The following is a 23,416-nucleotide window of genomic DNA, read 5'->3' as shown; positions in this document are numbered from 1 at the left end:
GGGTTTTGCGATCATCATCGCAATTATTTACCTTCTACCGTAACGCGATGGCTTCCAGCAAAACTCTCGAACAGGCAATTGACGACATCACCATCTGGCGCAAAGGCGAACAGCGTGCGCCGCATAAGCCTTTATTGCTTCTATACGTGCTGGTGAACTATCAGCAGGGGCATGCGCGACTGTTTGATTATGGAACCGAGGTCCACGAGCAGCTGCTTGGCCTGTTAGAACGCTTTGGCCCATAGAGGAAAGCGCATTACCCGAATATGCCTTTCTGGCGGCTCAAAGGCGACGGTTTTTGGGATCTTCAGAATACTGAGTTCTGTTCAACTACTGGCAGTAAACAACCGCCTGTTAAAGAACTTGTGGACCATAACGTCGCAGGCGGGTTTGATGAAGAACACTTTGCGTTGCTGAGTAAGAATAGAAACCTGATCGGCTCGCTGGCGCGGCAGATCCTTGAAGCACACTTTCCAGAAAGTATTCAGGAAGAGATCGCGGATGAGATGGGTTTTGATATTCAACAGATCCGTAAGGTTCGAGATCAGCTGTTCCGCTAGCAGGTGCTGCGAGCCTATAACTATGAGTGTGCAATCTGCGGGTTTAACATGCGACATGATAACGCCTCTGTTGGACTTGAAGCCGCGCATATCAAGTGGAAGCAGTCTGGTGGACCGAGTGAGATCCCGAGTGGACTGGCCCTGTGTGCAATTCATCATAAGGAGTTTGAAAAGGGATCGATTGGGCTGGATGAGAGTATGCGGGTACTCGTATCTGAGGCGGTGAAAGGGAATGGGATCGTTGGGCGGTTGTTCTGGGATTTTGCCGGGAAGCAAATTGCGCTGCCGGTGGTGAAAGGGAATTATCCAAGAGAAGGATTTGTGGAGTGGCATAGGAAGGAGGTGTTTAGAGAATGAGTGCGAAGGCCGGACTCGAACATCGCAACTATCCTTATGATCTTAAGAGATTAAAATTTACCACTTTTGACATGATACCATCATTGATACCATCAATGCTGTGGTTATCATAGAATCGACAATATAAGCCTATCATTGCCAGGCATTTTGCACATTATAAACCTGCCGTTTATAACTAAAAGACATTTAAAATAGACAATTTAATACCTTTTTCGCTATATTGAATTTGTCTATTCGGTTCAACTCATTGATTAGATAGTGATAATCTTCACACTTTAGTGTGAGTTAAAGTTTGCATGTCGTTTCCTAAAAAAATACACTACACAAAAAATTTAAATGTAAGTAACGGGATATATGATGTTAATTGATAAAGAAATTACGTTTAAAAGAGATTTCATTATATTTACATTCACATGCATATTCGCCGTAACTATATCAACAGGTTTTATACTATACTTACCGATCCTATTTAAAAAGTATGTTTTCTTAAATGAACTTGCAAACTCAAACGTTGCATTAAAAATTTTATATTTATTGCCATTCTTAGGCGGCGCGATAATTTTTAAAATATACTTAAAAAGCAGAAAGTCAATCAAAGCATTTAACGACCTCTTATTATTAGGAATCGGCTTCTGTGGGCTTTATTCAATTCTATTTTTTGGTATTGATGCTCTTGTTAAAAATGAATATTTTTTTAACGTTAATAGCGTAGGAACTTTTAGTATTAAGCTGCTCTTTATGATGTGTAGTGTAGCAAAAGTAGCCATAACATTTAGTGAATTTTGTGATGAGCGGAAAAGAGAAATCGAGGATAAAAAGCCAACTATAAAAAACTTAAAAGTAGAAAACAGCCCTATACTATCTAAAGCAAAAATAGGGATATCTCTTTCAGTGCTGGCGCTTGTATTTTATCATCTTATCAAAAAGAAAAATTAATCACCTTTCTCGCTTTATATTAGTTAGATGGAGGCATCCTATGAAAGTCCAAAACATAAGAAAAACAACATCCAATAATATAGTTAAAACTGAAATGGCATAAAATAAAGAAGGAGACTTAAGTTGCGGAGCTGAACCTAACATTACTAAAAACATATCAGGGGCCTGTGAAACATACATCACACTTATTAAATTTAAAAGTATAAAAATGCTAACAAACATTATTAATTTAAAGTTCATATTACCCCCCCCTAAAAACATTGATAAAATTAATCTATTATATTTTAAAAACTAGTCAACATTTCTTCAAAGAAAATTTATTTACCAATATATTGATATGAATACATCCTCGTATTTACTCTAAAGGGATGTACTTACAATCAATTTTTTGTACAATAGTCTTAGTCTATGGCACCTTAGAAGGTAAGTATCATGGAAAGAGTAAAGTCTATAGTTTACAGACACTTAACCAACGCTGATTTTTTCAACATTAATAAGCCACCGGGCATGGAATTAGGTGGTGGAGGTCAAGCTTATATAGATTTTCCAACAAGCTCAGTAACACCAGCACAATGGCACGAATTTTTTACAGGAATAAATGGAGTTTCTGTTCAACAAGAAACACAAGGGCCGAGCTGGACATTCCCAATCTATAGTCTCACATTAGATAATGGTCAGAATCCGGCAGTTCAGTCTTTGAAAATTTATCAGAGAAGACAACAGTCAGTAAGTATAACTAGCCAGAAGCTTTTTTCCTCTCGCTCAAACAGAGTAAGGGCCTGGCACCCACAATCAGGCTTCCCTATCCCCGTAGATAATACAGATAGATCACAATGCCCCGATGGTCTCATGGTTTATCTTGCCGCTACCTATGAGGGAAAAGTATGGGCGGGGTGGTTTTTAAATGACGGAACGACACAACTTCCCCTTAAAGGTATTCCACCGCAATCTATTAACTCCATGTTTTCATTACCGGCAGACGCTGAAGGATATAGTGGAATAATAAATTTTCACAGCAATGATTATCTTTACTTAAACCCGTTAGATAAATATTATCCTCTTCAATCTCAAGGAACGGAAACATATACTTCAGGGGTATATAACCCTGCGAATGACGAATCAACATTTATTGATGACTTATTTAATAATGATAATAGTCAGTTCGAAGTTCTGAGCAAGGAGTATATTAGAAAAGTAAAAGCAAGAAACAAATCCATCGTTACAAAACTGAAGAATTTATATAATAACACATGTCAGATAACTGGAAATCAGTTTGCCTTTCAGAAAAAAGATGGTATTAACTACACAGAGGTTCATCATCTAATACCCCTCGGTGAAGGTGGCTCTGACGACATCCGAAATTTGATTGTTGTCAACCCATTAATTCATAAAATGCTACACCATGCTACAGTTAAAGGTTTAAACCTGGAAAATATTTCCATCGATGCTCATGGGGTCGGAACTTTACAGATTAATATAAATGATTTGCCATATACAATAACATGGCATCCAAAACACACAGCACTCATTTGATAGGAAGAGCCATATATCAAAATATGGCTCTTAAAAATCAACGGTGAAGATGTATTAAGTACTCTGTAAGTTCATTTTGTAATTCACTTTTATTACTTCTAAATCTTTTATGGGTGAACGCCTCTATTTTAACATCACCAAAATCAGCTAGTAATTTATTAAAATCTTCTATTGTAAGTAATCCATCTTCACTATAACTTATAAGAAATTCATTACATCCCATGTTTGTAATAATTTCCTTAAATGAATCTCTAATTTTAGTTTTCGTACAAAAATTAGAATACTGGTCTCGCCAAGGTCTTAATCCACTAATACCTATAGCCTCTGGTTCATCTCCACGGGCTAACGTTTCTAATATATGATAATTGGCTGCATATTGTCTTTTCATATATGGAGGATCAATATAACATAGGTCGCATTGAATCTTGCTTGCATTCTCCTCTGCATAACCTTGCATTACGATGTGATTTTCAACATCAGATTTAAGTAATAAATCTGTGCATTTAAGATTTAACTGAGTCAAAGCCCTGCCATTTAGCCTGGACATGTAATGTCCATATGTACCAGCAATATTAGCGATATCATTAGCCGCCATTATTAAATCATGTAGCAATAAACTTCTTTCCAAATCAGTCAGAATATTATCACAAGATAAATTGTTTATGACTTCTCTAATGCCATCTAGTTTTCTAGCGTTTTCTGGACTAAAATAATTCCTTGGTCTCTCACTATTTTGAGGATTTCCTTCACAAGAAAATTCGTTCCAAAAGTAGCCACATTTTGGTTTAACATTATTCAAAAAATTAATAACATTCTCGTATGGTGAAAGCTCAGGTTTTACTTCATGAAAATCTGATATAAATGCTATTAACTTCTCAAAATTAGGTGCGCTAGAGAATTTTAGGTTAACGATAGAATGATGATATGAATAAGTCATTAGATCATTGGCGGTTACTTTGTAATCGCGTTTTCTCAATTCTGTTGAAATCACACCTGTGCCTGACATAAGATCAGCAACCCGACCTTTTGAGGGGCATAATTCAGAAATTTTTCCAATAACGTTATCAATAACTTTTACTTTTGAACCTATATAACGGTAACCCATAATTATGCCTTTGATACAAAAATGTCAGAAATTTTTATATTTTTCAATGCTTTAACTGCTATCAATTCTTGTGCTTTGTCCAGAACTTTAAAAATAGCATCATAGTGTGCTTGATCCAAGCCATATATTTTAGCAACCATACGCTCCAACTCAGCGTCTAAATCGTTTGGTACTTTTTCACTCTTCTCTAGAAAGACTCTTAACCTTTTGGACAAGTTATTTATAATTTCAAGATCGTTATTAGGTATCTTCAAAAGATTAGGAATTGGTATATTAATAATCTGCTGCTGAGTCAGGTAAGGGTGGCTTTTCCATTCTATTTCACCATTAGACATTGAGACAAAAAAGAAAATAGCCCTTGAATTCAGAATTGCTAAAAGAAACTCCAGTGGAATTTTACCTAAGAAATCTGATCTCAGTTTGAATATATACACCACTTGATTTGTATAACTAGAAGTATAATCAATCGAAGCAGATACGCCTATACCAGTTTTTCTAACTACAATTTTCTCCCCTTCATATATTGCTGGGTTTTTATAGTTTATACCAGTATTTGAAGTATCAATCCATAAATTATAATCTATTTTATAACGGTTAATATCCTCACCAACAATCAGAGGATTACAATTATAGTTATAACCTTTGTGAATTATGACTTTTTCATTTGTGCTTTTTGTTACTAATTTTTCACCACAATTTTTACATTTTATAATTTCATTTTTTGATGCTGGACTCCAAGATCTGCAAAATTGGCATTGTACGATCTTCCCTTTTTTTGATAATTCAACCCCACGATGATTACAAAGATAATCTCCAAATTTGTGGTCGTGAGATGAAATACACTCATATGTGCTTTGCAATGTAGAATCAATGTCTAAATTAAACAGATGCTTTGAATCCTTTTTAAAGCGAGAATACAACACCTTATGTCTATATTTTAGTTCAACTTGGCTAAGAACTTCAGTTCCATTTATTATATTATTTCTCTCTTCAACTGGAAGACGAAAACAGTCAATTTCGTAATCCTCAAAAGTAGAGGAAGTCTTTTTTCTAAATATTATAATAGCACATGCACGATTAACATCTTTAAAAATTTTCTCACCAAATCTGCCAATAAACAAAATTTCGGCATTGTTGAGCAAATGTTTTCTTAACAAAAATCTGTCATGTGAAAATAATGAATCAGGAATAATAAAACCAGCAATTCCAGAATCACTCAATAATGAAATACATAATTCAACAAATAGATCTGAGGTGTCATATTGTCCACTTAATAATTCATAAGTATTATTATTAACTAAATTTTTATAGCTTGATGTATCAGCCCCCCAAGGTGGGTTAGCTATAATAAAATCATATCCTCGTTTATTATTGAATTTATTTTTCAATAAATTCCAACCATTTATTCTGTCATTATTATATGGACATAAAGCATTAGTATTAACACCAAAAAAATCATTACCAAACGGCTTTCTTGCTTTAATTAAGGCATTTTTATCAATGTCAACCCCAGTGAATTTCACATTTGTTATATTTATTTTTTTTAGTCTACATTCAAGTGCTTTTAATAATATTCCATCTCCACATGCTGGATCTAGAACTTGAATGTTTTCGCTATTTTGCTTATCCTTGAATAGATCTGAATAACTTATAATTTTCTCAGCAACATAATCTGCTAAATACTGTGGTGTGTAAACTACACCATTTTTCTTCTTCTTGTCAGCATCTTTGATTGACTTCTCCAGCAGTTCTCGGATTAGCTCTGAACGGCTCTGCCCATCACCAGTCCTATCTAACTCTACAACTAACTTATGGGGAAGAGTCACAGACACCTGTATTTTTTTTGTCTCACCACCCATCACTAACCACCCATCACTATGAAAAATAAGTAATTTTAATTTATGTCATTAATGACAACCACTATAGTTTCTCATATCACTACTAAAAATTCCACTCAATATTCCGAAATGAAAAAGCAAGGGCTAACTCTCAGCATCTCCTTCGGTGATACTTTGAGTTGCTCCTTGTTTTTTCGCCCTTTGGTTGAAAAAATCAAAACCAAAGTCAACTGCATACATTGACATTTTCAGCATCTATCATATAAGTAAAATAAGCATAACGGACATGCTTATTTTACTTACCTATATGAAAGGAGTTCATATGAATGATAGAAATCATACTTTTAATAATATCAAGCCATTCAGAATCTGTAGCTATGAAAATTTCGCTTCTGCTGAATTAGCCTCTCAGAAGACACGTTCTCATTGTATTAGTATCAGATTAAATGATGCCGAGTTATCCTACGTTGATGGTTTACGAGAGGATCTTAACCGTGCTGTTTGGATACGTATGTCAGCATTGAATCGTCTCCCTCCCAAAATTCCTGAAATAAATCTAACTGTCTGGAAAGACCTTGCCAAGGTATCTCGGGATCTGAACAACCTTGTTCAGCATCTCAACACTAAATCACACGATAGTCATTTTACTATCACCGAAATTTATACGGTGCAAAAAAGAATAAAAGCACTAAGAGATGCCCTTCTGTCAGCAAATCAATCTGTCAGTGATAAATAATGAAAGGGATGCAGAAAATCCGCAGAGGAAAGAGTTTCGCTGGTATCGTCCTCTATGCATTAAAGCCCGGTTCTCATCATAAAAAAGACCCTATCGTGATCGGTGGAAATATAACGATAGTTGGCAATGCCACTAAAGATCTGATCGCTGAATTTGATAGCACCAAACAGCTTCGCCCTGACGTGCAAAAGGCTGTTTGGCACAACTCGCTTCGCTTACCTAAAGGTGAATCACTTACGGCTAAACAGTGGTCCTGCATCGCAGATGACTACATGACAAGAATGGGGTTCTCTGAAACGCATCTCAGATGCTACATCCTACATGACGACGAAAACGGCCAGCACATCCATATCATCGCCAGCAGAGTGTCTCTTGATGCCGGAAAGCTCTACCTCGGTAGGAATGAGAACCTGGCAAGTACGAGAATAATCCAGCAACTTGAAAGAGATTACAATCTGACAAGAACCAAAGGACCGAAAGCATCTCCAGCAGCGCCCTCACCTAAACCTAAGCTCAAAAAATCCCGTAATGAGATGATGATAGAAAAGAGAACTGGTGAGCTATGCCCAAAAGGAATCATCCAAAACGCCCTTAACGAACTGCTTGATACTAGGCAATCGATTACCGACTTCGTGCAACAGCTTGTGGCACAAAATATCAGGCCAATCCCTAACATTGCCTCTACTGGACGCATAAACGGCTTCTCATTCGAATACAACGGGATTGCTTTCAAAGCATCTCAATTGGGAAAAGGGTATTCCTGGTCTGCCTTGCAAAGCAGAATCGACTACCAACAGGAACGTGATAATGCTTTCCTGTTTAAACTGAAATCATCTGTCAGAGAAACATCTGTTGGTGCAACTCATGATATGGTCATAACTATAGATGCTCCTGAAACCACGACAGAATACGTTAACCGCCCCATAGAAGCACTTATCCTCGATAAACGAGCTGCTGGTCAGGACGAATACTCTATCGCTTCTGTCGAAGCGCTTCTCCCAGAAGCTGTTGCAACTAACAAAGAAGCGATAGCAACCGAAACGTTAAAAGTAGCGCCCAAGCGAAGCTATAGGGCTTCAACGTTCAGATGGTTAGAGACCATCCCCTATCTCAATACCATCATTACCATCTTCAAAAACCTCAAAATCCCAACCCTCAAACGTCCTCGAAAACACAAAACCATCACTGGCGTGAGAATGATAGAGATAACATCATCACCCCCCAAAACTGCCATTGAAACACCACATAAATCGCACAGAGCTTCGCTTTCAATGTAGGGCTGGCAAGCCTTTTTTGACAGGTACAGACCAATTATTTGATCGTTTATACCGATCGATACACCATCGTTGATAGCCAGCATATATCATTAATCTTTAATCGATCGGTACAAGTGATTTGCCTTTCCTGTAAACCCAGTCAAAATGTGATTTCACATCAAAGAATATAACAGACTGATTTAACTAGCCTATTTACGTATTCAACTAACATGCAGGTTTTGAAATGGCAGATACCATCTCATCTGTAGTCCCTGATTTCTTCATACATCGAATATGAATTTAACATCTAACACAAAGGAACTTGTATGAGCATCTCCACCACGAAACGCCGCAATGAAGAAGTCAACGTAGGTATTTCTGATCGTCGAAAAGCAGAGATTACAGCCCCAACGTTTGATCTGTTTGGTGAAACTTACACGTTTGTTAAGACTTTCTCTGGCACTGTAATTAATTCCAACCCAAGCAATAATCAGATCTGGGTAAAAACCGACGCAGGGGATGAGAAGCAGATTTCCGACTATGGTATCCCCTTCAGAAGTTCACACACTATTTATAAATACGAGCTGCGCCAGTATAGTGAGGATGGTTCGTATAACGTGTATAAAGATGCACTTATCGTTAATAAGAACACGGGAGAACATGAAGTAAACTTAAACAGGAAAAAAGTTGTCATCCCCGCTTTTCTGACAATGCTGTTCCATAATGCTTCTACAGCATCGTATTACAGAGCAATGCCTGTTTCGAAACTATTCTCTATTGTTTTCATTTTACTTTGTGCTGCTGCACTTATTTCATTTCTCACATTGCCTTGGGGCTTTAAAGATGGATATGTGTGGGATGAGCACAAGTATATGTGGCTCACATATTTCCTATCAAGGATCGGAAGCTTCGTTTGTATCAATTGGATTAAAAGAAGAAGCTCTAGATTTGATCATGAAATCAGAAATCTTATCGATTCAGTAAAAAAATAAAAAATCATAAGCAACAAAGAGTTAGCCCGTAGATTCCTACTACGGGCTTTTAAAACAATCACAATCCATATTTTCTTTTCTTCTCTTTGATGGACAACCCTCTTTTTAGGGTAGAAGCCTCATATTTTTTCCTCTCGTTGATATAGACTTTCTCTGTTCGGCTACCATTACTGGCTATAAAGTTAATCAATGAAGAACATACATGCTTCATACGCTCTTTGTTGATCAAATCATCATCCAGTTTGTTTATATGACTATAATATGAAAGTAGCAGAAAGGTTAGAACAACTTCCCTGTTTGAAAACGTTAGCTTTTCTATTTCAGGCTGGTATTTAATGTAAAATCCGGCACAAAACAGGTATGATTGCTCTATAATCTCCTGTTCTTCAAAGCCCGATTCCGTAAGTTTATCAACGAATCGATCAAGCAGAAGTAGATACCTTTCCATTAAATTAATATTTGTTTTATCCATAATATGCATCCTTGCAATAGTGAAATTTTGTCGTCCTGACAAGAAAATAAATAACATAATATTTTACCATGTCAATAGCTAAAACCTATCAATTCTATTAAAGGTATTTTGCAGGTAACGGATTATTAAGTTCTTCAATCGTTATTTGTTTAAGGTGAGCATTATAAAGCCATACTTTGAACTGTTCTAAATAGCGTTCATTTAATGCCTTCAAAGCTTCATTTTCTGCTTCAAGTCTTCTAATTCGTTGAGAAGCCACTTTTAAATTAGCAGGTTTTACAGTGTGTATTGCACCAGATTTGATAGTGGCTTTTTTCACACTGAAGCTTTCTGCAATCCTTACATGACTACTTAAGGATTGTCTTGATGGTCTTTTCCCAATAATCCTTACTAGCCTGTCGCACAAAGCATCCCAAGTTAGTTTTTCATCTATAGACCATGTGTTAATAACATCTACAATCTTCTTCTCATGATAACCATTTATATGCTTAGCCATTTATTCTCCTTTTTTTATTCTCTTATGGAATTCATACCATCTATCAGCATTTATGTTCCCATCATTTTTATCATACAGTGTTCTTTTTGAAATTTTATCGTGAATGTTTGAAATCGTTTCGTTATCTAAACCAGAATTCTCAATCGGATAATGTTCACACGGCTTAAACGCATATGAGTGCTTGCAGTAGCCATGTTTTGATACAAGTACTGCACCACTACTAAGTGAATCAAACTCATTAAGATCCACCACTGGAATATCCTTTATTCTGTGCTCATTAACACACACTGATAACTTTTGTTCTCTTATTGCTTTAGACATTTGAAGATGCGATCTGTGGTCATAAGAAAAATTTTGAGAAATAAGCTTACGTCCAGACCAGCGAGCAATACTAAACTCATCCATACCATTTATTTGAGCAAAAGTGTTGAGAAGATGCCTCAGTTGATGTGTTCTTAGCAAATATGGGCTACCATCATCATTTATATAACCATGTCTTTTAAATACATTTAAATATCCTTTTATATAATCAGAATCAACGATATCAGTTTTAAAAAAATTCGTTGTAGGTCTGAATAACTTATCTAACATTTCCTTTTTATTTTGATTTAACTGTCCTTCAGTTAACAAGCAAAGCGCATTAGAATATTTGATTTTCTTCTCTCTATCATACCAAAAGAGATCTGGAGGTATATTTTCTTTAAGGGTTCCCATCGTTGAATTAGAGTAATTCTTTTGAATTTCAGCAGCCAACAACCTCGCTTGACTTGATAATTCTTTTAATCTGCTAATAGCCTTTTTAGCTACAGGTATCATTAAAGTTGGAATCCATTTTATATTGCCTTCATACCCTTTTGCTGAAAAAAATCTTAAACCGTATCTTTGAATGCCCTTTCCATCACATTCTGTAATTTCACAATCCGCTGGCAAAGCTAAAATTTCCGATATCCTACTCGGTGCACACATAAGTAAAGCAAGCACAGATGTAGTAAATATATCTCTTGACGATAATTGTTCATCCCGCTTTGAAAAAATCTCAGCAATCGCAATAACTGATTTGATATCAGGCAATCTAGAATGGCCTTCCAGTGAAGAATCATAACCAGTCCAAGACTGAGTAATCCTATACCTAATTGGACTTATCCAAAATAAATAAGATGAGTTAGTCATCCTATTATCATTTAAAAATGAACTCAATTTCTCAAGTTCTTTCCCAATAGCAAATGCATGTGCTTTAGAATACTTTTCAGAGGCTATCCTTATGCATTCATCAAAGATTGAATTGTTGCAATAGTTTACATTAGCTTCCATATTGATTTTAAGTAAAACAAATTCGACAATCTTCAACATTGATAATGTTGAGTGTTTCGTCTTAGATTTATTAAATGAATGCACATGCAACATATATGCTTTAGCAAAATTAATAAAGCTATCATCTAAGCATTCTTTGCTGTTTAGGTTGTTTTTTGAGTTAAACTTAGTAAACCTATATAAACCTTTCCATTTATTGGTTTCCCAAGAAGTTGTTAAATTATTATTAGAAATAGCACTCTTACAAAACTCGATGAACTTAATAACATTATCGTGAGGGTTGTTTTTATTGCTTGGTTCAAAAATAAATATATTGTTCATAATGCTCTCCAGGGATTGAATTTTTTACACGTTAAACATTTCAAATCCTCTTTCGTATCTTCTAATAAGAAAAATGCATCTGAAACACACTTGATAAAAAAGTTCTTGTTTTCTTCAATCTCTATGCCCATAAGTATATTAGATAAGGGGTTAAAAAACGCACTTAGTCTCTTATCGATGTCATAAACGTTGTCAGGATTATTTTTTATATATATCATAGAAAAGTTTACTGATTTATGATCTAAGGCTTTAGCAATCACCTCAATTGAGGCTCCTTCGTTAGCCAGTCGACTTCCTAACGTATATCTGAATCTTCTAGCATTAAGTTCTATATAGCTGTTAGTCCTTTCTGACCTAACATCGAATTTTGACGGAAAGTGTTTTAATAGTTTTGACATAACTGAATTTTTCATATGGAAAAAATCTGTTGTTAAATCAGATAAAAAATCCTCAATCCTTTTTGTTTCCGTAATCTTATCTAAATTCATGAAGGTTGGTAATTCGCCTCTATAGTTATTAATCCCAACACTGAATTTATCTTCAACAAACGCCTGATTTTGATTAATTAGCATTGATAAACTGTCATATAAGAACGGTTCTATCATTACCATGTTAAATTCTTTTCTGAAACATTTTCTTTGTTTTACTTTTGGTACATTCAAAAAGCACCCTCTCTCATTTTTAATGAGATCTTTAGCTTTTAGAGATATCAATTGTAATGGCCTTCTTCCTGTTATTGCCAGCAAAAGGATATAACAATACAAAAAGCATTGAATTTTCTTCTCATGATAAAATTTTCCAACGGCGTTAATAATGTTATTGAATTCCGTTTCAGTTAAAGGTCCTTTATTTGGATCTCGTCTTTTAACTGCATCTCCTGTTTGGTTTGGAATGATTTTTATTTTCTCCAGCATTCTAATGGCAGTCGCATCTACCCCAGGGTAATTGAGATTTTTCCATTTAGTGATGAAAGCCTTAATTAAGTTTAGTTTGTAGTTTCTTTCTGAACCTAAATAAACATTCAATTGATATATTGCTTTGTCATCAATAGTATCGATGGTCATTGCACCAAACCACTTATAAAATAGATTGTTAATATTTTGTATATAAAAAGAACTATATTCAGACGCATAGTAAGCTAATGTTTTTAAGTAGCTAAGTTTCATTTTTGTAGGCATTCTATCTACAACTTTATGAGGGTATACGCAGTTTTCTTTATCAAGTTGCCATTTCTTATCTGACAGTTTGAAACTATATCTATTCATCTTAGCAAAAAAAATTTGCTCACTTTCAATACATTTTATTTCCACATTAAACCCCACTAATTATTTTACTTACTGATTTATAGACCTTTAGGACGACATCCTTCTCTTGTTGGGATATATATTTAAAATTGTATCTATTACACATGATTGACTCCTTTGACCAACCCATTAGATAATTCCTTAAATCTTTCCTTCTACTATATTCTAATTCAGCGCCTTCAATTCCTTTAGAATACATATAATTCCAAGAGTGCCTTAACCTATGACCTGAAAGATTATATAGCTTTGGACTTGCTCGTTTCAGTGTTGATATCACCTTCTCATAAGCTGAAATGCTTAAGGGTTCTCCTGCGTTTTTTCCGGTGCAATGAGCCACGAATAAGAAATTATGTTTTTTCCTTTTTGTCATTTTTTCCCTGCTATTGCTTATGTAATCAAAAATTTCACTGGCTAACTCATCAGATAACGGAATAACCCTTTCTCCAGTCTTTACTAATGGCTGATAAGCTCTTCCATCTTCTTTTGAATCATGTCTTCTGACTACACTTAAAGTGTTGTCTCTGAGATCAAAATCATCTATTTTAAGATTGAGCAACTCTCCAGCCCTTAAACCTAAATTTAAGAGCAAGGTAAATATGAGTCTGTTCCTGACCTGTACTTCCTTATGAAAAGGGTTTTCAATCCCACCAATTTCCAATAGACGGAAAAGCACATTGATCTCTTCTTCATTTAACGATTTTTCAGATATTTCATTCATATTCAATGAACTGTTTCTTGGAATATGTGCTCTGATACTTTCAATAAATACTTCTACTTCATACTTTGCATGAATCCCCTTTGACGAATGAACTAATCCACATAACCACTTAAGGTAGCGTGAAAAAACGTGTACTCTATAACTAAAGGTTCTCTTTGCAATAAACCTATTACTTGCTGATTTTATATTTATAATTTTTTGTCTATCGAATCTTTGTTTCGCATATCTTACCAGATCATCTATTTCTGCAACGCTGAGATACTTTTTAAGCTCAATTCTCTCAACTATATTAATTTTCCTACTATCTAAGAAATTACTAAAAATAAGTAAGTTAGTTGCAACTATTTCCATAGTTGAGGCGGTTGCGCCTCTATTTCTTATGTCTGTAGTAAGAAATAGATTTTGATAGTAAGCTGGTAGATTACTATTTTTATCAAGGATCAGGCATCCTCGCTCCCCATTACTCATGATGAATTTCTTTACTTTATATCCCATTTTGACCTCATTCTTTACAAATTAATATCACTCTCACTTATTAAATATATTCCAATTCAAAATAATTCAAATTTTTTACAATGGCTTTAGTTTATTTGGTATATATATTAATGGCTTGAAGAAATTTATTTGACGTCAAATAAACACGTACGGCTAGTAAAGTGTATCCATACCCGATATTAAGAAAACCATCTTCAACCCTTATAGCAAAAGCTCTGCTAGAAAAAAGGTAAAGAATTACGTCAAATATACTTATTTTTCAGATACAAACTTTACAAAGCCTCTTTTTTTTCAAAGCCACTAAGTAAACTCAAAAGATCTCTAAATTCCTTTTTCTTAATACATTATCAAAAGTTAAAAAATCCATGAAGCAGCATTCCTGTTAAGCGACATGCTTTCTTGAATTTTCGATAATTAATTGAATCCATTCATCGATTTCGCTTTCTACAAAAGCGGTAGCACGAATACCGATCTTTACTGGCTGTGGGAACCGATTTTGGCTGATAAGACGATAGATCCACGCTTTACCAAATCCAGTTTTCTTCATGACTTCTGGTAAACGGATGAGACGAGCTTGATTTTCCATATGTATGTCCTCTGTTGTGTCTACAGGGCTACAGTACAAATGAATTTCGAATGGATGAAGCGAGATTACGAACATCAGAGCCATCCCTGGCTCGAAACTATGAGTCTCTGGAGATTCATATCATTCAGAGTCTGAGAGTTTCATAACATCCGAAACCCTCATTTCTTTAACATGCTGATTTTTATTGATAAAAAAGTTAAATTGCCTTAAAAAATCAATTTCTACAGTTTTCATTGCGAAAGGCCGATCAGCATCTCTTATATGATATCCTTGGCGAATCGCCTTATCATCATCTTCATCCGTGTATAGCAATCGAGATAATCTGTCGTCTGACAGAAGTACTTTTTTTCTTTCTGACCATGCGAGCAAATCAAGCATAGGGATAATTCGATAGCTAATTAATTTTTTTATTGCCCCATAACCAAATCTGACTGCATCAAGTGGTGCAGGTTTAACGCCTTTTACTTTTCGCCATTGTGGTAATGATACTCGCAGGGCCTCAGCTATCTCATCATCGCTTCCACCCGCAAGATCGATTTCTAACATAATCGTAGTAGGAAACTGTTCAGGAATTTTTTCGGAAATATATTCATTTTCAATAGTGGAATCAATTTTATATTGTTCTGTATTTGCTCTAATGAATAAAGCCTTTCTCATACAATCAAAACTGATATTTGCTATTCGATCAACAGTAGTAATAAAAAAGTATGGGGGTTGATATAATTTATTTTCGGCATCCATATAATTTAAGTGCTTCTCTTTGATAAGAAAAGGATCACCATCCAATATCTGCATATAATTTTTCAATACTGTTTTCTGCATTCCTTCTTCTATTACTGGTTTGAAAAAATAGGTTCTCGCCCATATTTCATGGTAAAGCATATTAATAGAAATGTTTTCAAACTCTCGATATTTGTCCAAATCAAACCACGTTTTCACTGCTTTGGTGTCATTTGATGTCCAACTATTTATTTTTACCCAAGATTTCATTAATGCCACTCCGTTGTAAAAAGTTTTACTTCGTAATAGCACATAAATCGCAAATAAAAAAATGGCGTATCAATTGGTTATTGAATACGCCATTTTACTTATAAAAATCAGTTAGTTATTAAAATCAAAAGGTGCAATTCTTCGCTTAGTTGTTTCATCAAGATAATCAGCCCACCACTGCAACATAAGCCTTCTCTCATCGAGGTGTTCTGCTTTATGAATGTAGGCAGCACGAACGGAGTTTCGCTCTTGGTGGCTCATCTGCCGTTCAACAGCATCCCTTGACCATTTTCCCGATTCGATTAAGGCGCTACAAGCCATCGCCCTGAATCCATGCCCACATACCTCAACGGTTGTGTCATAACCCATCGACCTTAGTGCCTTGTTCACTGTATTCTCGCTCATAGGTTTTCTGAAATCATGATCGCCAATGAATACAAGTTCGCATTCACCGCTGATTTCTCTGATGGCTTTTAGAAGTTCTAAGGCCTGACGACTTAACGGCACGAGGTGTGGGGTCTTCATTTTTGAGCCTCGATGAGAATGTTTGACCCCTGGCAATGGCTCGCGTTCTCCAGGGATAGTCCACATCGCATTTTCAAAGTCGATCTCCGACCATCTTGCGAATCGGAGTTCACTGGAACGGATAAAAATGAGCAATGTCAGCTTCACAGCTAATTTAGTAAGTTTCCTACCTTTAAAGCTTTCAATGCGCTCTAAAAGCTCTGAGAACCTATCAAATGGTAAGGCTGGTCTGTGGGTTCGTTTCGCAACTGTAATTGCCCCAGACATATCTTGTGCTGGATTGTAGTCAATTAAGCCATTCTGGACGGCATATCGCATGATTGCTGTGGTTCGTTGTTGCAGACGAGCAGCTACTTCTAGTCGTCCAGAAGCTTCAACAGCCTTGATAGGGGCAATAAGATCTCTGGTTTTAAGCTCGGATATTTTTCTTTTACCAATAGCAGTAAAGAGACCATCTTCCATGCTTTTTAGAACTCTTTCGCTGTGAGAATCTGACCATTTCCTTTTACAGGCAGTATGCCAGTCCCTTGCAACAGCTTCGAATGTCAGGGCTTCGCTTTGCTCAATCTTATCTGCTTTTTTCTTTTCAGAAGGATCGATACCATCAGATACCAACTTTTTGGCTTCATCTCGCTTCCTGCGGGCTTCACCAAGAGAGACCATTGGATAAACACCCAACGCTAAAACTTTCTGTTTGCCCCCGAAACGGTATTGGAGTCGCCAGTACTTTGAACCATTGGGGTTGATCAGCAGGTGCATACCCTGCCCATCAGTAAGTTTGAAGGGTTTGTCAGAGGGCTTGGTAGTCCTAACTTTGATATCGGTGAGAGCCATCAGTTGATACCTCCAGTGTTGGTACCAAAATCAATCGAACCGGGAATACCATCAGTTATACCATCATCAGTTGGTATATGTTCAAAGAATTGAGTAGACGTAGATAGACTCAGAAAAGCTAGAAAACTGCTTAACTTACTGTTTTTATGGACTAAAGTAGACGTTAGTAGACTTGAAAAAAACTTTGTATGGTGCCGAAGGCCGGACTCGAACCGGCACGTATTTCTACGGTTGATTTTGAATCAACTGCGTCTACCGATTTCGCCACTTCGGCACTGAAGGGGATGCGGAAACGTTGTGGATTATACCTGTCGCGCGCCGCCATGCAAGCGACGACGCGCTAAACCTACGCTAAGTGTCCAAAAAACCAGCGCCCTTCCTTACTCCAGCTCAGACACCGCCAGGCGAATCACCCCCGCCGCCTTCTGCTCCGGCAGCGCCAACACCTTGGCCCACATCTCCTGCACCATATCGCAGGAGAGCTTCTCTTTGCCCGCCGCCTTCTCCGACATCTGCAGCAGCTGGATGTCCTCGCCGTACTTATCGGCAAGCGCCTTCATAATCGGCCGCACGTCCTCGACAGCCGCCTCGCGTTCAGCCGGGGTCACGGTGTGGCGGTTTTTACCGTAGGCCGCGCGCATCATGTCTGCGTCGGCCTGCATGCGCCGCGCCATTAGGTCTTTATCCAGCATGCGCATCGGGTTCACGCCGCCCTTCACCATCGGGTAGAGGAAGCGGAAGCAGGCGTCGTCGCTCACCTTCTGGATGGCGGCGGTTTGCTCCATGTTGATGGTCATGTAGTTCACCACGTTGGCGTCCGGGGCGTTTTGCAGGCGCGACATCTGCAGATGCAGGATCTGCGGCTGGATGGTGTCGATAATCTGCTGCTCCGGCTCGCCCGCTTTTTGCAGGGCGGCCATCTGGTCGAGAATGCGCTGATGCAGCACAGGCTCCTGCTCCTTAATCACCTGCCAGGCGGGCATCGCGTTAAGGGCGTTATCCATCTGCTGTTCAGGAGCGCGCTGCCTGTCGAAGAACACCCAGAACGCCACGGCGGCGACCGCGACAATAACAATGACCGTACTGATCCACGTTTTTTTCATCTCGCATCCTTATCCTTGCGTTATGCCGGTTTACACCGGCACGCCGCTGTGGAAGCGAAACTCGTGGTCCGGTGTCGAGATAAGTGTGGCTTCAATTTCGCCAAAATGCTGTATGCGCGGTGAGATATCGTCGTCGCTCACCTGCTGAGCCAGCGTCAGGTAGTCCTGATAGTGGCGCGCTTCCGAGCGCAGCAGCGAGAGATAGAACTTTTGTAAGTCGTCGTCGAGGAACGGGGCCAGCGCGGCGAAGCGTTCACAGGAGCGGGCTTCGATGTAGGCACCGCAGATGAGCTTGTCAATCAGCGTCAGCGGCTCGTGGGTGCGCACTTCCTTCAGCATCCCTTTGGCGTAGCGGCTGGCGGTAATTTTGACGTACGGAATGTCGCGGGCCAGCATCGCCTCGCGCACCTGCCAGAAATGGTGCAGTTCCTCTTTAATCAGCAACACCATGCTGTCGATGAGCGCCTGGCCCCACGGGTCGTCGGTTTTGAGCATCACGCTTTTGCCAATCTGCCTGTGCAGGGCGATGAAGTCCGGCTCCGGGCCGTCGCGGAAGGTGAACTGTTCGTAGGGTTTGAGCCAGTCGAGCAGCGCGTCGGCACCGCTTTCGTCGGCGACGTATTTGCGCACCAGCAGCAGCGCGGTCTGGGCGGCCTTGAGCTCGCACACCATGTGGTCGGTGAGCAGCAGCGGCAGGTTCGCCGGGTCGCGGGCTTTATCAATCCATGCTTGCGGGGTCGGGCACTGGAGGAAGTTGAGTACGGGGGCGAGTATCTGCGGGTAATCCATGGTTCTGCCTTGAAAAAGCGGTGGCGCGGGCCACCGCCTGAAACGCTTAGTGACGCACGCCGTCGTCGTCTTCGTCGACGTAATCTTCGTCGTCGCCTTCTTCGCCGTCTTCACCGTTCGGATCTTCGAAGTAGGTTCCCCAGCCGTCGTATTCCACGTCAAACTTCTCGGCCAGGTTCATCAGCTGTTCTACCTGCGCGTCGATAAGCTCCGCCTTCAGCGCGCCTTCGCTCAGGATGTCGCAGCAGATGACGGTGTCGCCCTCTTCCACTTCCAGCTCTTCCGGCTCGGTCACTTCGTAACCCAGCTTGAAGGCTTCCACGGCCATTTTTTCCAGCGCGTCGAAATCATCCGCAGAGAAATGGTGCTCGATGGTGTACAGCGCGTCCGGATCGCTACCGTCTTCCAGCAGCTCTTCAATAATCAGACGCGTCTCTTCGCGTTGCTCTTCCAGGTGTTCCGGGTTTGCCATGGCTCAATCCTCTTTAAAGTGCGGCAGATACTTCTATTTTCACACACGGACGGGTTTGCCTCCACCTTTGTTGGAAAGATTTGTGAAACGGGGTTGCAAATGAATAATTACACATATAAAGTGAATTTTAATTCAATAAGTGGCGTTCGCCATGTGAGGATAAAATGTCCGATTTATACAAAAAACACTTTCTGAAACTGCTCGACTTTACCCCTGCACAGTTCACTTCTCTGCTGACCCTTGCCGCACAGCTCAAGGCCGATAAAAAAAATGGCAAGGAAGTACAGAAGCTTACCGGTAAAAACATCGCGCTCATCTTCGAAAAAGACTCGACCCGTACACGTTGCTCTTTCGAAGTTGCCGCATTTGACCAGGGCGCGCGCGTCACCTATTTAGGGCCGAGCGGCAGCCAGATTGGGCATAAAGAGTCAATTAAAGACACCGCGCGCGTGCTCGGGCGGATGTACGACGGCATTCAGTATCGCGGCCACGGCCAGGAAGTGGTCGAAACGCTGGCGCAGTACGCGGGCGTGCCGGTGTGGAACGGGCTGACCAACGAGTTCCACCCGACCCAGCTGCTGGCGGACCTGCTGACCATGCAGGAGCACCTGCCGGGCAAGGCGTTTAACGAGATGACGCTGGTCTACGCGGGCGACGCGCGCAACAACATGGGCAACTCGATGCTGGAAGCGGCGGCGCTGACCGGGCTGGATCTGCGTCTGGTGGCCCCGAAAGCCTGCTGGCCGGAAGAGAGCCTGGTGGCGGAGTGCAGCGCGCTGGCGGAGAAGCACGGCGGGAAGATCACCCTGACCGAAGACGTGGCGGCGGGCGTGAAGGGCGCGGACTTTATCTATACCGACGTGTGGGTGTCGATGGGCGAAGCCAAAGAGAAGTGGGCGGAGCGGATCGCGCTGCTGCGCGGGTATCAGGTGAACGCGCAGATGATGGCGCTGACCGGCAACCCGGACGTGAAGTTCCTGCACTGTCTGCCTGCGTTCCATGACGACCAGACCACGCTCGGCAAGCAGATGGCGAAAGAGTTCGATCTGCACGGCGGGATGGAAGTGACGGACGAGGTGTTTGAGTCGGCGGCAAGCATCGTGTTCGACCAGGCGGAAAACCGGATGCATACGATTAAGGCGGTGATGGTGGCGACGCTTGGGGAGTGATTGGGTCCTCTGCGCGTTGGTGCCCTCACCCCGGCCCTCTCCCACAGGGAGAGGGAGAACATCGGCTCCATTTCATTGATTTTTCACCCCGAAAAAGGTACGTTTTCGCCTTAATTCCAGCGTGGACATGCCAGCATTATGCCGATTATTCAGTCTGTTGAACGTGCGTTGCAGATCCTCGACCTGTTCAACGAGCAGGCCACCGAGCTTAAGATCACCGACATCAGCAAACTGATGGGGCTGAGCAAGAGTACCCTCCACTCGCTGCTGAAAACCCTGCAGCTTCACGGCTATATCGATCAGAACCCGGAGAACGGCAAGTATCGCCTCGGCATGAAGCTGGTCGAGCGCGGCCATTTTGTCGTGGGCTCCATCGATATTCGTCAGAAGGCGAAAGGCTGGCTGACGGAGCTGTCCCAACGTACCGGGCAGACCACCCATCTGGGGATCCTGGACGGGCGTGAAGGGGTCTATATCGAGAAGATTGAAGGCAAGCTGGCCGCCATCGCCTATTCGCGCATCGGCCGCCGTCTGCCGGTTCACGCCACCGCCATTGGCAAGGTGTTGATTGCCTGGCTGGGCGAGGCCGAGCTGAACGCCCTGCTGGAAGGCTATCAGTACACCACCTTTACGCCCGCTACCCTCGCCTCTCGCGAAGCATTAATGACCGCCCTGACGCAGACTCGCGAGCAGGGCTACGCCCTGGACCGCGAAGAGAACGAGCAGGGCGTGCGCTGCGTGGCGGTGCCGGTGTGGAACCACGAGTCCCGCGTCATCGCCGCCCTGAGCCTGTCGACGCTGACCTCACGCGTGGACGACGCCGAGCTGGCCCGCTTCCGCGAGCAGCTTCAGCAGGCCGGACTCGCGCTCTCACGCGCGCTGGGCTACCCGGCCTGAGCCGCTAGACAGGCTCGTAGGTGAAGTAGTCGAAGTCTGCGTGGCAGCCGTCGCCGCTGATGTCCTCGCAGTGCAGCCCCACAAACGCGCCGGTGAAGAAGCCGCGCCCACCGATGTAGTCGTCCGACAGCTTCCACGCCTCATACGTGACTGGCACGGCGTGCCACGTCTCGCCGTCGAACGAATAGCTGTAGCGGTAGACCAGCCTGTCCACGTCCACCCGCAGCCAGACGCTCTCCGCATGTTCCGGCACCGGAATGGGCTGCTCGTGCAGCGGCCATGACGGCACGTTGTGGTCGAGCTGGATAACCTTAATGGTTCTACCCTGCCCCTCCTCGTAGTCCACAAAGCAGTAGCTCCAGTTTTTGCTGTTGTAGTAGCAGGTCAGCCCCGCGCTCTGCTGGAAGTGAACCGGCGAGAACTGCATCCGCGTCTCCGCCCGGAAGGCGAAGTGCTGCCAGCGGCGCGCCACGGTCGACTGGGTAAAGGTCGAGTTGAGCGAGTCGTTGCCGTAGAGCCGTAAGTAGCCCGGGCGCGCGGTGAGCGAGCCGAGGGAGTCGTCGAACGGAATACGCAGGGTCTGCAGCTCTGGATCAAGCGTGTTGCCGTCGAAATCGTCCCGCCAGGTGGCCTGAACGGCAGCAGGCTGCTCGGCTATCTGCGGGCCGGGCACGGTCAGTTGCGCGTGCTTGCCGCCTTCCACGTACGGCCAGCCGTCGCGCCATTCAATGCGGGCGATACCGGTCTCGCGCCCCAGCGGACAGTAGCCGCGTCCGCCGGAGGCCAGCAGCGGCACGCCGGGCAGGCGCAGCGGGCGGCTGGTGAGGTAGGCCATGTACCACTCTCCGGTGTGGGTCTGCAGCAGCGAGCCGTGGCCGCTCTTCTGCAGCGGGTTCTCCGGCAGGTGCCAGCTGGTCATCATCGTCACGTCCGGGTGCAGCTCGTACGGCCCGTCGATGGTTTTTGAACGCAGCACCACAACCGCGTGCTCGTAGCTGGTGCCGCCCTCGGCGACCATCAGGTAGTACCATCCCGCGTGGCGATACAGATGAGCGCCTTCGGTGTAGCAGAGCGGCGTGCCGGTAAACAGGGTTTTGCGCTCGGGCGAGAGGGTGCCGGTCTGCGGGTCAAACGCCTGCAACACGATGGTGTTGTGCGGGTTGCTGTGGTGGCGCGGCCCCCACGGGCGGTAGATATAGTACTTGCGGCCATCGTCGTCGTGGAACAGGGACGGGTCAAACCCGCCGTTGCCCATCGGGATCGGCTCGCTCCACGGTCCCTCAATGGAGGGCGAGGTAACCAGGAAGTTGCGGCCGTTTTTCCACGGTGAGTCGACAATCTTCACGTCGGTGTAGAGCAGCCAGAATTTGCCGTCGGCGTAGCTCAGGCACGGCGCCCAGATGCCGCCGGAGTCCGGGTTGCCCTTCATGTCCAGCATCGACACGCGGTCCAGCGGGGTGCTGACCAGCGACCAGTTTTTCAGGTCGCGGGAGTGGTAAATGCGCACGCCCGGGAACCACTCGAAGGTGGAGGTGGCGATGTAGTAGTCCTCGCCCTGGCGGCACAGGGACGGGTCCGGGTTGAAGCCGGTGAGTATCGGGTTAGTGATTTCCATATTGCC

22 protein-coding genes, 1 tRNA gene and 1 pseudogene are annotated in these 23,416 nt (G+C 42.0%); 9 read left to right on the top strand and 15 right to left on the bottom strand.

All coding sequences use genetic code 11. The features are described 5' to 3' along the window. Window positions 1–47 precede the first annotated feature (47 nt). The 3 genes and pseudogenes from ACR42C_RS02655 (at window position 48) to ACR42C_RS02645 (ending at window position 3,386) form a co-directional block, all read left to right on the top strand. A pseudogene (locus ACR42C_RS02655) lies at window positions 48–917 on the top strand (phosphorothioated DNA-binding restriction endonuclease). 354 nt (window positions 918–1,271) lie between these two features. After that, window positions 1,272–1,853, top strand: coding sequence for a hypothetical protein (locus ACR42C_RS02650; RefSeq protein WP_248046853.1), 582 nt, complete (start codon window positions 1,272–1,274; stop codon window positions 1,851–1,853). Between the two features lie 432 nt (window positions 1,854–2,285). Continuing rightward, window positions 2,286–3,386 carry an HNH endonuclease gene (locus tag ACR42C_RS02645; RefSeq protein WP_479984713.1) on the top strand — a complete coding sequence of 367 codons (1,101 nt, stop codon included), beginning with the start codon at window positions 2,286–2,288 and terminating at the stop codon, window positions 3,384–3,386. A 37-nt stretch (window positions 3,387–3,423) separates the two neighbouring features. Here ACR42C_RS02645 and ACR42C_RS02640 read toward each other — a convergent pair whose 3' ends face one another. Then, complete coding sequence (locus tag ACR42C_RS02640; protein WP_001523814.1) at window positions 3,424–4,491, bottom strand: DNA adenine methylase; 1,068 nt, start codon at window positions 4,489–4,491, stop codon at window positions 3,424–3,426. Between the two features lie 2 nt (window positions 4,492–4,493). After that, entirely contained in the window at window positions 4,494–6,350 is a 1,857-nt protein-coding gene (locus tag ACR42C_RS02635; protein WP_117054171.1) for an N-6 DNA methylase, read from the bottom strand. Window positions 6,351–6,651: 301 nt separating this feature from the next. Here ACR42C_RS02635 and ACR42C_RS02630 point away from each other — a divergent pair, with 301 nt between their 5' ends. The 3 genes from ACR42C_RS02630 to ACR42C_RS02620 all read left to right on the top strand — a co-directional run bounded on the left by ACR42C_RS02630 (window position 6,652) and on the right by ACR42C_RS02620 (window position 9,313). Continuing rightward, on the top strand, window positions 6,652–7,065 hold the full coding sequence (locus ACR42C_RS02630) for a hypothetical protein (protein WP_479984712.1): 414 nt from the start codon (window positions 6,652–6,654) through the stop codon (window positions 7,063–7,065). After that, on the top strand, window positions 7,065–8,342 hold the full coding sequence (locus tag ACR42C_RS02625) for a relaxase/mobilization nuclease domain-containing protein (protein WP_117056697.1): 1,278 nt from the start codon (window positions 7,065–7,067) through the stop codon (window positions 8,340–8,342). The genes ACR42C_RS02630 and ACR42C_RS02625 overlap by 1 nt, the downstream gene beginning before the upstream one ends. Window positions 8,343–8,647: 305 nt before the next feature. After that, window positions 8,648–9,313, top strand: a complete 666-nt coding sequence (locus tag ACR42C_RS02620) for a hypothetical protein (protein WP_001523820.1) — start codon at window positions 8,648–8,650, stop codon at window positions 9,311–9,313. A 58-nt stretch (window positions 9,314–9,371) separates the two neighbouring features. On the opposite strand, the gene ACR42C_RS02615 is transcribed toward ACR42C_RS02620, so the two are convergent. The 12 genes from ACR42C_RS02615 to rraB all read right to left on the bottom strand — a co-directional run bounded on the left by ACR42C_RS02615 (window position 9,372) and on the right by rraB (window position 19,729). Further along, entirely contained in the window at window positions 9,372–9,785 is a 414-nt protein-coding gene (locus ACR42C_RS02615; protein WP_001523821.1) for a hypothetical protein, read from the bottom strand. Between the two features lie 97 nt (window positions 9,786–9,882). Next, complete coding sequence (locus ACR42C_RS02610; protein WP_001052044.1) at window positions 9,883–10,281, bottom strand: hypothetical protein; 399 nt, start codon at window positions 10,279–10,281, stop codon at window positions 9,883–9,885. Then, the gene (locus tag ACR42C_RS02605; RefSeq protein ID WP_479984711.1) at window positions 10,282–11,913 is read right to left on the bottom strand and encodes a DNA-binding protein; all 1,632 of its coding nucleotides are present in this window, start codon (window positions 11,911–11,913) and stop codon (window positions 10,282–10,284) included. Continuing rightward, window positions 11,910–13,223, bottom strand: a complete 1,314-nt coding sequence (locus ACR42C_RS02600) for a tyrosine-type recombinase/integrase (protein WP_479984710.1) — start codon at window positions 13,221–13,223, stop codon at window positions 11,910–11,912. Before ACR42C_RS02600 ends, ACR42C_RS02605 begins: the two co-directional genes overlap by 4 nt. A 1-nt stretch (window position 13,224) precedes the next feature. After that, window positions 13,225–14,430: a tyrosine-type recombinase/integrase gene (locus tag ACR42C_RS02595; protein ID WP_097410462.1), complete on the bottom strand. Its 1,206-nt coding sequence runs from the start codon at window positions 14,428–14,430 to the stop codon at window positions 13,225–13,227. A gap of 382 nt (window positions 14,431–14,812) precedes the next feature. Next, on the bottom strand, window positions 14,813–15,016 hold the full coding sequence (locus ACR42C_RS02590) for a helix-turn-helix transcriptional regulator (protein WP_001523831.1): 204 nt from the start codon (window positions 15,014–15,016) through the stop codon (window positions 14,813–14,815). A gap of 120 nt (window positions 15,017–15,136) precedes the next feature. After that, the gene (locus ACR42C_RS02585; RefSeq protein WP_479984709.1) at window positions 15,137–16,006 is read right to left on the bottom strand and encodes a DUF6387 family protein; all 870 of its coding nucleotides are present in this window, start codon (window positions 16,004–16,006) and stop codon (window positions 15,137–15,139) included. A 111-nt stretch (window positions 16,007–16,117) separates the two neighbouring features. Further along, window positions 16,118–17,365: a tyrosine-type recombinase/integrase gene (locus ACR42C_RS02580; protein ID WP_479984708.1), complete on the bottom strand. Its 1,248-nt coding sequence runs from the start codon at window positions 17,363–17,365 to the stop codon at window positions 16,118–16,120. A gap of 189 nt (window positions 17,366–17,554) precedes the next feature. Further along, window positions 17,555–17,639, bottom strand: a tRNA-Leu gene (locus ACR42C_RS02575). Between the two features lie 106 nt (window positions 17,640–17,745). Beyond that, window positions 17,746–18,468 carry a topoisomerase II gene (locus ACR42C_RS02570; RefSeq protein WP_479984707.1) on the bottom strand — a complete coding sequence of 241 codons (723 nt, stop codon included), beginning with the start codon at window positions 18,466–18,468 and terminating at the stop codon, window positions 17,746–17,748. A 30-nt stretch (window positions 18,469–18,498) separates the two neighbouring features. Further along, window positions 18,499–19,257: a tRNA isopentenyl-2-thiomethyl-A-37 hydroxylase MiaE gene (gene miaE, locus ACR42C_RS02565; RefSeq protein WP_479984706.1), complete on the bottom strand. Its 759-nt coding sequence runs from the start codon at window positions 19,255–19,257 to the stop codon at window positions 18,499–18,501. A gap of 46 nt (window positions 19,258–19,303) precedes the next feature. Next, window positions 19,304–19,729 carry a ribonuclease E inhibitor RraB gene (rraB, locus tag ACR42C_RS02560; protein WP_006810300.1) on the bottom strand — a complete coding sequence of 142 codons (426 nt, stop codon included), beginning with the start codon at window positions 19,727–19,729 and terminating at the stop codon, window positions 19,304–19,306. A 99-nt stretch (window positions 19,730–19,828) separates the two neighbouring features. On the opposite strand from rraB, the gene argL reads away from it, so the two are divergent. The 3 genes from argL to xynR all read left to right on the top strand — a co-directional run bounded on the left by argL (window position 19,829) and on the right by xynR (window position 21,795). Further along, window positions 19,829–19,924 (top strand): putative translational regulatory protein ArgL, encoded by a 96-nt coding sequence (gene argL / locus ACR42C_RS02555; RefSeq protein ID WP_213375672.1) that lies wholly within the window; start codon window positions 19,829–19,831, stop codon window positions 19,922–19,924. Further along, a complete protein-coding gene (gene argF / locus ACR42C_RS02550; protein WP_010427327.1) occupies window positions 19,894–20,898 on the top strand; it encodes an ornithine carbamoyltransferase in 1,005 nt (334 codons plus the stop codon). The genes argL and argF overlap by 31 nt, the downstream gene beginning before the upstream one ends. A gap of 138 nt (window positions 20,899–21,036) precedes the next feature. Next, entirely contained in the window at window positions 21,037–21,795 is a 759-nt protein-coding gene (gene xynR / locus ACR42C_RS02545) for a DNA-binding transcriptional repressor XynR (protein ID WP_233003434.1), read from the top strand. Between the two features lie 4 nt (window positions 21,796–21,799). Here the strand turns inward: xynR and ACR42C_RS02540 are convergent, their stop codons facing one another. Further along, window positions 21,800–23,410, bottom strand: coding sequence for a glycoside hydrolase family 43 protein (locus ACR42C_RS02540; RefSeq protein WP_479984705.1), 1,611 nt, complete (start codon window positions 23,408–23,410; stop codon window positions 21,800–21,802). Window positions 23,411–23,416 lie beyond the last annotated feature (6 nt).

The sequence above is a fragment of the Enterobacter sp. MG-EB028 genome (genome assembly GCF_056673305.1).
The sequence above is the reverse complement of the archived record's forward strand: the minus strand, read 5'-3'. Positions and strand labels throughout refer to the sequence as shown.

What these genes read in the sequence shown, in the direction of transcription:
- ACR42C_RS02640 (WP_001523814.1), bottom strand. Translation starts at nt 4,491, where the DNA reads ATGGGTTACCGTTATATAGGTTCAAAAGTAAAAGTTATTGATAACGTT.
- argF (WP_010427327.1), top strand. Translation starts at nt 19,894, where the DNA reads ATGTCCGATTTATACAAAAAACACTTTCTGAAACTGCTCGACTTTACC.
- ACR42C_RS02645 (WP_479984713.1), top strand. Translation starts at nt 2,286, where the DNA reads ATGGAAAGAGTAAAGTCTATAGTTTACAGACACTTAACCAACGCTGAT.
- ACR42C_RS02590 (WP_001523831.1), bottom strand. Translation starts at nt 15,016, where the DNA reads ATGGAAAATCAAGCTCGTCTCATCCGTTTACCAGAAGTCATGAAGAAA.
- rraB (WP_006810300.1), bottom strand. Translation starts at nt 19,729, where the DNA reads ATGGCAAACCCGGAACACCTGGAAGAGCAACGCGAAGAGACGCGTCTG.
- ACR42C_RS02595 (WP_097410462.1), bottom strand. Translation starts at nt 14,430, where the DNA reads ATGGGATATAAAGTAAAGAAATTCATCATGAGTAATGGGGAGCGAGGA.
- ACR42C_RS02615 (WP_001523821.1), bottom strand. Translation starts at nt 9,785, where the DNA reads ATGGATAAAACAAATATTAATTTAATGGAAAGGTATCTACTTCTGCTT.
- ACR42C_RS02635 (WP_117054171.1), bottom strand. Translation starts at nt 6,350, where the DNA reads ATGGGTGGTGAGACAAAAAAAATACAGGTGTCTGTGACTCTTCCCCAT.
- ACR42C_RS02630 (WP_479984712.1), top strand. Translation starts at nt 6,652, where the DNA reads ATGAATGATAGAAATCATACTTTTAATAATATCAAGCCATTCAGAATC.
- xynR (WP_233003434.1), top strand. Translation starts at nt 21,037, where the DNA reads ATGCCGATTATTCAGTCTGTTGAACGTGCGTTGCAGATCCTCGACCTG.
- ACR42C_RS02625 (WP_117056697.1), top strand. Translation starts at nt 7,065, where the DNA reads ATGAAAGGGATGCAGAAAATCCGCAGAGGAAAGAGTTTCGCTGGTATC.
- ACR42C_RS02650 (WP_248046853.1), top strand. Translation starts at nt 1,272, where the DNA reads ATGATGTTAATTGATAAAGAAATTACGTTTAAAAGAGATTTCATTATA.
- ACR42C_RS02570 (WP_479984707.1), bottom strand. Translation starts at nt 18,468, where the DNA reads ATGAAAAAAACGTGGATCAGTACGGTCATTGTTATTGTCGCGGTCGCC.
- ACR42C_RS02540 (WP_479984705.1), bottom strand. Translation starts at nt 23,410, where the DNA reads ATGGAAATCACTAACCCGATACTCACCGGCTTCAACCCGGACCCGTCC.
- ACR42C_RS02585 (WP_479984709.1), bottom strand. Translation starts at nt 16,006, where the DNA reads ATGAAATCTTGGGTAAAAATAAATAGTTGGACATCAAATGACACCAAA.
- argL (WP_213375672.1), top strand. Translation starts at nt 19,829, where the DNA reads ATGAATAATTACACATATAAAGTGAATTTTAATTCAATAAGTGGCGTT.
- ACR42C_RS02580 (WP_479984708.1), bottom strand. Translation starts at nt 17,365, where the DNA reads ATGGCTCTCACCGATATCAAAGTTAGGACTACCAAGCCCTCTGACAAA.
- miaE (WP_479984706.1), bottom strand. Translation starts at nt 19,257, where the DNA reads ATGGATTACCCGCAGATACTCGCCCCCGTACTCAACTTCCTCCAGTGC.
- ACR42C_RS02610 (WP_001052044.1), bottom strand. Translation starts at nt 10,281, where the DNA reads ATGGCTAAGCATATAAATGGTTATCATGAGAAGAAGATTGTAGATGTT.
- ACR42C_RS02605 (WP_479984711.1), bottom strand. Translation starts at nt 11,913, where the DNA reads ATGAACAATATATTTATTTTTGAACCAAGCAATAAAAACAACCCTCAC.
- ACR42C_RS02620 (WP_001523820.1), top strand. Translation starts at nt 8,648, where the DNA reads ATGAGCATCTCCACCACGAAACGCCGCAATGAAGAAGTCAACGTAGGT.